The organism is Rhodococcus sp. D-46 (assembly GCF_011290655.1).
Taxonomy (GTDB): domain Bacteria; phylum Actinomycetota; class Actinomycetes; order Mycobacteriales; family Mycobacteriaceae; genus Rhodococcus_F; species Rhodococcus_F qingshengii.
Genome location: NZ_JAANTF010000008.1, coordinates 63,579 through 75,154 on the forward strand (window position 1 = coordinate 63,579; position 11,576 = coordinate 75,154).

The 11,576-nt window shown below is 62.0% G+C and carries 10 protein-coding genes; 9 read left to right on the forward strand and 1 reads right to left on the reverse strand.

The features are described from left to right. Positions 1 to 6: 6 nt before the first annotated feature. The 6 genes from G9U53_RS21155 (at position 7) to G9U53_RS21180 (ending at position 7,730) form a co-directional block, all read left to right on the forward strand. On the forward strand, positions 7 to 1,203 hold the full coding sequence (locus G9U53_RS21155; RefSeq protein WP_158170334.1) for an anhydro-N-acetylmuramic acid kinase: 1,197 nt from the start codon (positions 7 to 9) through the stop codon (positions 1,201 to 1,203). Continuing rightward, positions 1,200 to 2,075 carry a MurR/RpiR family transcriptional regulator gene (locus tag G9U53_RS21160; RefSeq protein ID WP_165639152.1) on the forward strand — a complete coding sequence of 292 codons (876 nt, stop codon included), beginning with the start codon at positions 1,200 to 1,202 and terminating at the stop codon, positions 2,073 to 2,075. The genes G9U53_RS21155 and G9U53_RS21160 overlap by 4 nt, the downstream gene beginning before the upstream one ends. Positions 2,076 to 2,172: 97 nt before the next feature. After that, entirely contained in the window at positions 2,173 to 3,090 is a 918-nt protein-coding gene (gene murQ, locus G9U53_RS21165; protein ID WP_165639233.1) for an N-acetylmuramic acid 6-phosphate etherase, read from the forward strand. Further along, a complete protein-coding gene (nagB, locus tag G9U53_RS21170) occupies positions 3,091 to 3,870 on the forward strand; it encodes a glucosamine-6-phosphate deaminase (protein WP_161120330.1) in 780 nt (259 codons plus the stop codon). A 60-nt stretch (positions 3,871 to 3,930) separates the two neighbouring features. Further along, positions 3,931 to 5,346, forward strand: coding sequence for an FAD-dependent oxidoreductase (locus G9U53_RS21175; RefSeq protein ID WP_165639153.1), 1,416 nt, complete (start codon positions 3,931 to 3,933; stop codon positions 5,344 to 5,346). Between the two features lie 86 nt (positions 5,347 to 5,432). Next, the gene (locus G9U53_RS21180) at positions 5,433 to 7,730 is read left to right on the forward strand and encodes a serine/threonine-protein kinase (RefSeq protein ID WP_165639154.1); all 2,298 of its coding nucleotides are present in this window, start codon (positions 5,433 to 5,435) and stop codon (positions 7,728 to 7,730) included. Positions 7,731 to 7,757: 27 nt separating this feature from the next. Here the strand turns inward: G9U53_RS21180 and G9U53_RS21185 are convergent, their stop codons facing one another. Continuing rightward, a complete protein-coding gene (locus G9U53_RS21185) occupies positions 7,758 to 8,066 on the reverse strand; it encodes an amphi-Trp domain-containing protein (RefSeq protein WP_037129603.1) in 309 nt (102 codons plus the stop codon). A gap of 248 nt (positions 8,067 to 8,314) precedes the next feature. On the opposite strand from G9U53_RS21185, the gene G9U53_RS21190 reads away from it, so the two are divergent. The 3 genes from G9U53_RS21190 (at position 8,315) to G9U53_RS21200 (ending at position 11,570) form a co-directional block, all read left to right on the forward strand. Next, positions 8,315 to 8,758 carry a Fur family transcriptional regulator gene (locus tag G9U53_RS21190; RefSeq protein ID WP_064443491.1) on the forward strand — a complete coding sequence of 148 codons (444 nt, stop codon included), beginning with the start codon at positions 8,315 to 8,317 and terminating at the stop codon, positions 8,756 to 8,758. Between the two features lie 36 nt (positions 8,759 to 8,794). Further along, positions 8,795 to 11,017, forward strand: a complete 2,223-nt coding sequence (katG, locus tag G9U53_RS21195; protein WP_003941458.1) for a catalase/peroxidase HPI — start codon at positions 8,795 to 8,797, stop codon at positions 11,015 to 11,017. A 79-nt stretch (positions 11,018 to 11,096) separates the two neighbouring features. Then, a complete protein-coding gene (locus tag G9U53_RS21200) occupies positions 11,097 to 11,570 on the forward strand; it encodes an NUDIX domain-containing protein (protein ID WP_003941446.1) in 474 nt (157 codons plus the stop codon). Positions 11,571 to 11,576 lie beyond the last annotated feature (6 nt).

The following is an 11,576-nucleotide window of genomic DNA, read 5'->3' on the forward strand; positions in this document are numbered from 1 at the left end:
TATTTCATGAGAGTCATCGGTCTGATGTCCGGTACTTCGTACGACGCTATCGATGCTGCCGCAGCAGACATCCGGATCGACGGGGACACTCTTGTGCTGACCCCACTGGGGATGGTCAGCGAACCGTATTCCGGTGAGTTGCGGGCAGCGGTGGCTGCTGCGGTACCGCCGGCGTCCACCACTGTCGGTCAGATCTGCCAACTCGACACCGAGATCGGACAGGCATTCGCGGCCGTGGCTGCGCGGGCGAACGCGGAACTGTGCGGTGGCAGTGCGGAATTGATCTCCTCACATGGTCAGACGATGTTCCACTGGGTCGAAGGAGCGCAAGTAAAAGGCACTCTCCAGCTCGGGCAGCCGGCCTGGATAGCCGAGAAGACCGGATGCACGGTCGTGTCGGACCTGCGCTCTCGCGACGTAGCGACGGGTGGTCAGGGCGCTCCACTTGTCAGCGCATTCGACGTATTGTGGCTCAACGGAAGAACTTCGGGTTCCGTCGCGCTCAATCTCGGTGGCATCGCGAACGTCACTGCTCCGGGAGGCGCTCCGACATCGACGGCAGATGGTGCCGCAGTACCGATTGCCTTCGACACCGGCCCCGCAAATGCGTTGATCGACGCTGCGGTAAGCGAATTCACCGCGGGGGAGCAGTGGTTCGATCTCGGAGGTGCTCTGGGCGCAGCCGGCACACCGAACGTCGATCTGCTCGCACAACTACTGAGCGAACCGTATTACGCGCAGCCCGCTCCCAAGAGCACAGGCAAGGAATTGTTCCATCGGGACTACCTACTCGCCGCACTGCGGGGCTACGAATCCTTGTCTCTGGCCGACATCGTCGCGACACTGACTGCACTGACCGCCCGGACCGTCGCCGATTCCGTCAAAGCACTGGCGGCTACCGAAGTTGTGGTGTCAGGCGGTGGCACCAAGAACCCGACGTTGATGGCGATGCTCCGTGACGAACTGGGCGACATCGCGCTTGTCTCTTCGGACGAACTCGGCGTCACCTCCGACATCAAGGAAGCATTGGCTTTCGCAGTTCTCGGCTTTCTCACCGCGCACGGATTGCCCGGCAGCATTGCTTCGTGCACCGGTGCGCGTCACGCCAGTGTGCTCGGATCTCTGACGCCAGGAAGCCGTGGGCTGCCTAGAATCACATCGGTGCCGTCAGCTCCGAAAACGATGCGAATCGAGGCGTTATGACTTTGGACCGGAGTGCTCCGGCGTCCGTCGACCTGCTTGCTCGTATTCGTGCATCACTGAGTAGCCTCTCGCCTGCCGAGCTGCGGATCGCCGAAATCATCGAAGCCGACCCCAGTCTGGCCTCCACCCTGACGGTCAACGACCTCGCCGAACGAGCGTCGACAAGCACGGCGACAGTGGTCCGCACAGCCAAAAGACTCGGTTTCGAGGGTTATCCACAGCTTCGTCTCGCGCTGGCGGCGATCAGCGGGTCCGGTGCAGAGAACACGATCCCGCTCGGTGTGGACATCGTTGCTGCCGACTCGGCCGGTGAGGTGATGGCCAAGCTCGCCGAGTTCGAATCCGAACAGCTCAAGGGCACGGCGCAATTGACAGATCCTGCTGCGCTCGAAGAAGTTGTGTCCCGGATTCGATCCGCCCGCCGCGTCGAGGTCTACGGCATCGGCGCCTCTGGCATCGTCGCGCAAGACCTCACGTTGAAGCTCTCTCGCATCGACGTCAACTGCCGGGTTCATCTCGACCGAGACGCGGCCATGGTCAGCGCCAGCTTGCTCGGACCGGACGACATCGCAGTGGGGATCTCACATTCAGGTGAGACTTCGGATGTCGTGGAACCACTTGCCCTTGCCCGTCGAACCGGGGCGTCGACGGCTGCGATCACCGGAGGGGCACGATCGACGCTCGCCGTGCAGTCACATCACGTTCTGCTCACTGCCGGTAGAGAATTCGGTTTCCGATCGGCTGCGATGGCAAGCCGCACCGGTCAGCTGTTGGTAGTCGACACAATTTTTGCGATGGTGGCGCACTCGCTGCCCAGCGCACTCTCTGCTCTGCAACGAAGCCATGATGCCATTGCTTCGAAGCGGCACTGACGAGGAGTCGTCGCTGTGAGTACTGACGAGGAGTCGTCGCTGTGAGTACTGACGAGGAGTCGTCGTAATGAATATCGATCGAGGAGGACTCGCCACAATGCAATTGGAAATGCTCTCCACCGAGAGACCCAACCCTCTGACCCGCGATCTCGATGTCATGTCGGTGTCGGGTCTGCTGACGGTGATGAATCAACAGGACGCAATCGTGGCCGACGCGGTGGCAGCGGTACTACCCGCCATCGAATCCGCAGTCGACTTGATCGTCGCGGCCCGAGCACAAGGTGGTCGACTGATCTACCTGGGAGCGGGGACAAGTGGGCGTCTGGGAGTTCTCGACGCAGTGGAATGCCCTCCGACGTTCGGGACCGATCCGGGCGAGGTGATCGGCATCATCGCCGGTGGCCCAGGAGCGTTTCTGAACGCCGTCGAGGGGGCAGAGGACGATCCGCGAGCGGCTGGGGTCGATCTCGACGCAATCTCGTTGAACGCCAACGACGTCGTGGTGGGTCTGGCTGCCAGCGGGCGTACCCCCTACGTCATCGGGGGACTCGATCACGCCCGCGAACTCGGCGCTGCAACAGTGGCAGTCTCGTGCAACCGGAACGCGGCAATGAGTTCTCACGCCGGCATGGCCATCGAAGTGGAGACCGGCCCCGAAATCCTCACCGGATCGACGAGGCTCAAGGCCGGAACTGCGCAGAAGATGGTGTGCAACATGCTCTCCACGGCCAGTATGGTTCGCTCCGGGAAGGCATTCCACAATCTGATGGTCGATCTTCGGCCGACCAATGCCAAGCTTGTCGATCGTGCGAACCGGATCGTCGCGGCAGCCACCGGAGTCGATACCGAGATCGCTGCGGAGACCATCGACAATGCCGATGGTCATGTGAAGGCAGCGGTCGTCATGTTGTTGGCCGAATGCGACTTCGCCGAAGCAACCGAATTGTTGGACCGCGCTTCGGGTTCGGTACGTGAGGCCATCGTCGGAGCCGGCAAGAGCAGTGAGGAAGTCTGAATGGAAATCGTCATAGTTCCCAGTCCGGAGGACGGCGGGCGAATCGCTGCAGATATCGTTTGTGGCGCAATCGAAAACGGAGCGCGGACGCTCGGCCTCGCGACCGGATCGTCACCGCTGCACACGTATCGAGAGCTGATCAAGAGGCATCGAGAATCGGGAGTGTCGTTCGCGGCGATGAGCGCGTATCTTCTCGACGAGTATGTAGGTCTCACGTCCGATAAGCCGCAGTCCTACGCGCACACCATCCGCACGGAACTTGTGGATCACCTCGACATCGACAATGCGCGAGTGTTCAGCCCCGACGGCGGGGCCGCGGATCCCAGTGACGCTGCCCGGCGTTACGACGCTGCCATCGCCGAAAACGGTCCCATCGACGTGCAGATCCTCGGCATCGGCCTGAACGGACACATCGGTTTCAACGAGCCCTCCTCCTCGCTTGCATCGCGCACCCGAGTGAAGACCTTGACCGAGAGGACCCGCGCCGACAATGCACGGTTCTTCGCAGACCCAGCCGACGTACCGCATCATGTGATCACGCAAGGACTCGGAACCATCAGTGATGCACGGCATCTCGTCCTGATCGCGGACGGCGCCCGCAAAGCGCCCGCCGTCCGGGCCGCGGTCGAAGGTCCGGTCTCGGCATTCTGCCCGGCGTCGGTGCTGCAGCTGCATCCACACGTGACCGTCATAGTCGACGAGGCAGCTGCCGGCGAACTCCAACTAGCGGACTTCTACCGCTACACAACCGAGCACAAGCCTGCAGAGCAGGGTTACTGAAAAGCGGGCTGCTGAAAGCGGACTTGATCTCCAGCGCAGTTGAGGTCCTAGCCTCGGGGGATGATCAACGCCAGAGGTCCAGCGGTATCCCCGCCTGCGGCGCCCCGATTCTTCTCACCACCGCTCAGTGTCGCGATCGTCGGAGCGGGGCCGGCGGGAATCCACGCCGCCGGCGCTCTCGCCGAACTTGCGCCCGGCACCAAGACAGACGTGTTCGAGCGTCTACCGACGCCGTACGGACTGGTGCGCTACGGTCTCGCACCAGGGCACCCCGAGTCCGAAAAGTTCGCCCATTCTCTGCACACCACGCTGGTCGCCAGTGAGTTCCGGCTGTTCTGCAACGTGGAGATCGGAAAGGACCTTTCCGTCGATGACCTACGTTCGTCCTACGATGCCGTGATCATTGCAACCGGTGCGCCGCGGGATGCACCTCTCGACATTCTCGGCGTCGAGCTTCCAGGTTCTTTCGGTGGCGCCGAGTTTGTCGGTTGGTACAACGATCACCCGGACAGCTCGCCGCAGTGGCCGCTGAACGCGGAATCGGTCGCAGTGATCGGAGGCGGCAACGTCGCACTCGACGTCACCCGTATGCTCCTCGCCGAGGCGCAATCGCTGCAGGCCACGGACGTCTCCGACCAAGTTCGGGAAGGGATCGCCGGCAGTCGAGTTCGCGAAGTACACATCTTTGTCCGGCGCGGACCAGCCGACGCTCGCTTTTCCCCGAACGAGTTGCGCGCTCTCGGTGAACTACCGGGCGTAGATGTTGTCGTCGATTCTGTCGATGTCGTACCGGACCGGCATGTCGAGCGGATGACCAAACAGTTGGTGCACACCCGACTGGCAGTCGAGACACTACGTAGTTTCGCCGACACTGCGCCTGCCGACCGAACTGCCCAGCGTCGAGTTCACCTGCACTTTTACCGACAGCCCGTGGAGATTCTCGGTAACGGGAAAGTCGAGGCACTCCGCGTCGAGTGGACTGACCCCGACGGCTACGGTCACGTCACCGCTTCGGGTGTCTGTACCGACTATCCGGTTCAAGCTGTGTACCGGGCAATCGGATTTATCGGGACGCCGCTTGCCGGGGTGCCTTTCGATCACGGACGCGGCATAGTTTCGCACCGGAGCGGCGCGGTGGTCGACGAGAGCGGCTCGCCGATCGCAGGTTTGTTCGTGACGGGCTGGATGAAGCGAGGTGCCGCCGGGCTGATCGGTGCGGCTCGGCCTGATGCACGCCAAACCGTCGAAACCTTGCTGCGACAGTTGGATTCGGCATACGAGCGTCGAGCCGGCCACGGCCGTATCGCGGAGGTCCTCAGGGCCGGCAGAGTGGTGCCCGTCGATTGGGACGGATGGCTTCGCATCGATGCCGCCGAACGTGCCCTCGGTGTGAAGCATGGGCGTGATCGGATCAAAATCAAAGAGCGCGACGAACTCGTTCGCATCGGCACGGAGTCGGCAGTTCACGCCGAATAGATTCGCTGGGGTCTGGAGTACCACCGGGGTTACGCTGAAGTGAGTCACTCCGATTCATTGTGATCGAGGTGCGGAACAGAAGTGTCATGAATGAACGTGGTGCGCAGGCCAGTGACGCGACAATCGCGAGCGGGCCCCTGACCGAACGGGGCACCGTCACCGAGTTGCGCCCCTCAACGCTGCCGGTGATGCGTGACGGCCAGAACGGTACAGACGGCCTCGGCCGCCTTGTGGCGGATTGGGAGGAGGGACGAACCCCGTCCGACCTGAGCGACTATCTGCCTGATCCAGCCAAGATTCGTCGGGCGGCGCTGATCGAATTGGTCGGAATCGACATGGAGTACCGCTGGCTGAAAAATGATTGCCCGAAACGGCTCACGGATTACTGTGCCGAGTATCCCGAATTACTCGAAGAACCATTACCGGCCGAGCTCCTGTACGAGGAGTTCCGGCTGCGGAAGCAGGGTGGGGAGGACGTCGCAGCAGCCGAGTACCTCAGCGAGTTTCCCTTGCAGGCAGAGAGTTTCGAGCAGATGTTCGACCGTGATTCGATGGCCGGTCGCGAAGACGTGATGATGTTGGGACTCTCGGGTTTCGACGAGTTCGAAATCGGGCAGCACCTGGACGATTTCGAGCTGGTGTTGGAACTCGGGCACGGCGCATTCGCCCGAGTGTTCCTCGCTCGGCAACTCTCGATGCAGCGGTGGGTTGCGTTGAAAATCTCGCGCAACGTCGGAGTCGAGCCGCAGACTCTCGCCCAGCTCGACCATCCCAACATCGTCCGGGTCTTCGATCAACGGTTGCTCGAGGAACGCGCACTGCGAGTCCTGTTCATGGAATACGTGCCGGGTGGGACCCTGCTCGACGTGGTCAAACTTGTCCGCGTGACACCGCAGGCGCAGCGGTCCGGACAACTACTTCTCGACGCCATCGACAAGACCCTGGCGAAGAAGGGAGAGATGAAGCCCAGCGAGACGAGCCTGAGGAGCGAGATCGCTGCGATGTCGTGGCCGGAGACCGTGGCCTGGATGGGGATGCGACTGGCCGATGCCCTCGAGTATGCGCGTGAGCACGGCGTATTACATCGGGACATCAAGCCGGCGAATGTCCTGCTCAGCGTCGAAGGCATCCCCAAGCTCGCCGACTTCAACGTCAGCTCGAGTGAGGAGGTCTCGACCGAGGACGCTGCATGTTTTGTCGGAGGCTCGCTTGCCTACATGTCTCCGGAGCAATTGGAGGCCTGTGCGGTGGGGGCGCCTGGCACACTCGACACCCGTAGCGACATCTATGCACTGGGCGTGATGTTGTGGGAACTCCTCACCGGGAGTAGGCCTTTCACGGACGACGGTACGGGGGAGAGCCCACCGTCGCCCAAGAAGGCGCTCGAGGCCCGCCGGCGCGGGGTGGATCCCGCAGCCGAGGCACGGCTACCGGACGACTGTCCGCCGGCGCTGCGCCGAGTTCTGGTCAAGTCTCTCTCGCCGGAGAGAGACGGAAGGTGGTCTGGCGGCCGAAAGTTGGCTCGTCAGTTCGCACTGTGTCTGGACCGGTCTGCTCGCAATCTGGTGGACCCACCGGAAGGGAGTCCACGTTCGACGTTGTGGAAGTGGGCGCTGCCGATAGTGCTTGCCGCGATCGGAATTCCGAATCTTCTTGCGGCGGGCTACAACTACTACTACAACAAGATGCTGATCATCTCGGGTCTCTCGCCGCAGGCTCAGCAGCATCTCGAGCAGGTTCATCTGGTCATCGGGGTGGCTGCGTTCTCTCTCGGTGCCGCAGCGATCCTGTATTGGTGTCGGCTTGCACTCACCGTGCCTCACGGACTGCGCAACGGTCAGACGTACAGCGCGGAGGTCTTGAACAAAGCGCGTACCGCGACGCTGAATGTCGGACATCGCGCGGTGGTGATCGCATTCGGGCTGTGGGTTCTGGCCGGTATCGCATATCCGGTCGCATTGCAGATTGCCGCCGGCGGAATTCCGCAGCGAGCCTACGTGCACCTGATGTCGTCGCTGGCGGTGTGCGGCGCCGTCGCAGTCGCGTATCCGTTCTTCATCCTGACGTATTACTCGGTTCGATGTCTGTATCCGATCTTGTTGTCGCACGGCGAGTTACGAAGCGACGACGGACGCGATATTCGCTCACTGGGTCGGAGCAGCACGCGTTACCTCGCAGTCGCGGCGTCGGTTCCCCTGGTGGGAATCGCGGGGCTCAGTTTTGTCGGTTCGGGTGCCGGTGAGGAACTCAACGCAACAGTCCGTGCGCTGTGTTTGGGCGGGATCGCCGGATTCATCGTTGTGTATCAACTGTTTCGACGGATCGAAAGTGACCTCCGAGCACTGCTGCGCGTCGTGTCTCTCGAGGTGTCGGCGTCTCCGTAAGTGCCGAACAACCGTATTCGAGTCGGCCTATGTGGAAGTGCTCTTGCGTGGTCGGCTGCGACGAACTGCTTTGGTGCGAGGCGGAGACTTCTCTTCCGATTCTTCCTGAGGGTCGTCGCGCCAGTGAATCTCGATTTCTATCTCGACTTCGTTGCCGTCGACTTCGATCTCGAGTTCCCACCGAACCTGTTCCGGAACACTGATTTCGATCGAGTCCCCACCCGACCCCAGCTCCACTTCCGATCCACTGGCGAGGGCTTGGCCGAGGGCGATGAGTCGGTCGGCGACTTCCTGCCGTGAGAGTTCTGACTTCCTCTTGATCTCCAGTTTGGGCACGAGCACTCCTGACCTCGGCGGATTCTCCCTTTCACGGTAGTTGGACGAAGGGGAGATTGTCGGAGTTTGTGGAACCACACAGCAGGACGCGTCGACGCGCAACAAACCTGAAGGCGGTGTGGGGACGCCAGAAAGAGCGAGGAATCCGGCTCACTTCCAGCACGGACGAATCGGGCGGGAGGGCCCTGTCAGCGATGATTTTCGCGAAAGTCTGGGTTCAGTCCAGAAGATTGCGCAATAGTGGAAAGGTGCCTTCGACGCCGGATTATGCAGCCCAACTGCGTAACGCTGAGCTTCGCGTGACTCGTCCCAGAGTCACGGTGCTCGAGGTTGTGCATGCACGCCCACACGCAGCCACCGAGACTGTCTTCGATGCTGTGCGGGCTGTTCTGCCTGGGGTGTCGCGGCAGGCGGTCTACGACGTGTTGCACGCTCTCACCGACGCCGGGCTGATCAGGCGGATCCAACCGTCCGGATCGGTGGCGCTGTACGAGTCACGCGTCGGCGACAACCATCATCACGTCGTCTGCCGGTCCTGTGGGGTCGTTTCAGATGTCGACTGCGCAGTCGGAGAGGCACCGTGTTTGACGCCGTCGGCGCACAACGGTTTCGTTCTCGACGAAGCCGAGGTCATTTACTGGGGCCTGTGTCCCGACTGCTCGACAACTCAGAGTTTGCGATCACAAACGTGATCGAAGTCCGTTCTACTCGCTCATGGAGGGATTATCGTGTCCGATAGTTGCCCGGTTGCTCACGACGGAAACACCGAGAGCACCAGCGAAAGTGAAAACCCCGCAATCCCGTCTCCGACGCCTACCGGGAATCGTCCGAGAACAAACAGCGACTGGTGGCCGAATCAGCCGGATCTCTCTGTCTTGCATTCACATTCGTCGAAGTCGAATCCGATGGGTGCCGACTTCGATTACGCCCAGGAATTCGCCAAGCTCGATGTCGAGGCGCTAAAGCGCGACGTCATCGCGTTGATGACGGCGTCGCAGGATTGGTGGCCGGCCGACTACGGGCACTACGGCGGACTCTTCGTGCGTATGAGCTGGCATGCTGCCGGCACCTATCGCATTGCAGACGGCCGCGGCGGTGGCGGCCAAGGTGCTCAGCGTTTCGCCCCGCTCAACAGTTGGCCGGACAACGCCAGCCTCGACAAGGCCCGGCGCCTGCTTTGGCCCGTGAAGCAGAAGTACGGAAAGCAGGTTTCCTGGGCCGACCTGCTGGTGTTCGCGGGCAACTGTGCCCTGGAGTCGATGGGGTTCAAGACCTTCGGCTTCGGATTCGGCCGAGAAGACATCTGGGAGCCCGAGGAGATCTACTGGGGTCCCGAGGACACCTGGCTCGGCGACGAGCGTTACAGCGGAGACCGTGAGCTGTCCGGACCGCTCGGAGCCGTGCAGATGGGCCTGATCTACGTCAATCCCGAAGGACCCAACGGGCAACCGGATCCGGTAGCGGCCGCCCGCGACATCCGAGAAACGTTCGCCCGCATGGCGATGAACGACGTGGAGACAGCTGCGCTGATCGCCGGCGGTCACACCTTCGGCAAGACGCACGGAGCCGGACCGGCCGACCTCGTCGGACCGGAGCCGGAAGGTGCTCCCATCGAGCAGCAGGGACTGGGCTGGAAGAGTGCCTTCGGCACGGGTGTGGGTAAGGACGCGATCACCAGTGGTCTCGAAGTCGTGTGGACTCCCACTCCGACGAAGTGGGACAACACCTTCTTGGAGATTCTGTACGGCTACGACTGGGAGCTGACCAAGAGTCCGGCGGGTGCGTGGCAGTGGATTCCGAAGGACGGCGCGGGGGCGGGCACCATCCCGGATCCGTTCGATTCGTCGGCCGGACGCACCCCGACGATGCTGACGACCGACCTGTCCCTACGCCTGGATCCGACGTACGAGAAGATCACCCGGCGCTGGCTCGATCATCCGGAAGAATTCGCCGAAGAGTTCGCCAAGGCTTGGTACAAGCTCCTTCACCGTGACATGGGACCGGTCACGCGCTACCTGGGACCTTGGGTTCCCGAGCCGCAGCTGTGGCAGGACCCGGTTCCCTCGGCCGATGATCAACTGATCGGGGACGCAGACATCGCGATCCTCAAGAGTCGACTTCTCGACTCCGGGCTGTCCATTTCGCAGTTGGTATCGACGGCGTGGGCGTCTGCCGCGAGCTTCCGCAGCACGGACATGCGCGGCGGCGCCAACGGTGCGCGAATCCGACTGGAGCCGCAGAAGAATTGGGAAGTCAACGAGCCTGCAGCTCTCTCCGCGGTGCTTCAGACTCTCGAGCGTGTTCAGCAGGACTTCAACCAGGCTGGTGGAGCAAAGGTTTCTCTCGCCGACCTGATCGTTCTGGGTGGTACAGCGGCCGTCGAACAGGCTGCGAAGAACGCCGGACAGGACATCACGGTCTCGTTCACGCCGGGCCGAACGGATGCAACGCAGGAGCAGACAGACGTCGACTCGTTCGAGGTACTCGAACCCCGGGCCGACGGATTCCGGAACTACCTCAAGGGAGGCGAGAAGATTCCGGCAGAGATTCTGTTGGTCGACCGCGCGTACATGCTGTCGCTGACCCCGCCCGAGGTGACAGTGCTGGTCGGCGGACTTCGCGCGCTGAACGCGAACTTCGGCAATACCCGTCACGGCGTGTTCACCGATCGTCCCGAGACGTTGACCAACGATTTCTTCGTCAACCTTCTCGACATGGGTACCGAGTGGAAGCCGTCGAAGACGGACGAAAACGTATACGACGGCGTTGATCGCGTGACGGGCGATCCGAAGTACACGGCAACTGCGGTCGATCTCGTTTTCGGATCGAATTCGCAACTGCGTGCACTCGCCGAGGTGTACGCCAGCGCAGACGCCAAGCAGAAGTTCGCCGAGGACTTCGCCGCAGCCTGGACCAAGGTGATGGACCTCGACCGGTTCGACGTGAACTGATCCAGCAGATCGTCGACGACGCCCCGCGAGCTTGTTCTCGCGGGGCGCCGTCATTTCACGCGCACGATAGCGTGGTCGTGTGGCCGATCAATTTGCGCTGGTACCAGCGGTGTACGTGATGTTCTGTCGAAGCAACCCGGTACAACGGCGCGAGGTGCTGCTGCAATTGCGCGAGGGCACGGGATTCATGGACGGATACTGGGCTCACGCTGCTGCGGGCCACGTCGAACTGGGGGAGTCGGCGATCGACGCTGCCGTTCGGGAGGCTGCGGAAGAACTTGGTGTCGAATTGCTTTCCTCGGAACTGAAGCCGCTGACCGTGTTGCATCGCCGCCACGCGGACGGGAGCGAACCGGTGGATCATCGAGTGGACTTCTTCTACGAATGCCGCACGTGGTCGGGTGAACCACGCCGGATGGAGCCGTTGAAATCTGCAGATCTGCGGTGGTGGCCGGTTGACGAACTCCCGGAGAAGTTGGTCGACCACGAGCGTTTCGTAATCGAAGCCCATCACTCCGGTCAGCTCGCACCCATCCACAGTTACGGCTTCTGACCGGGT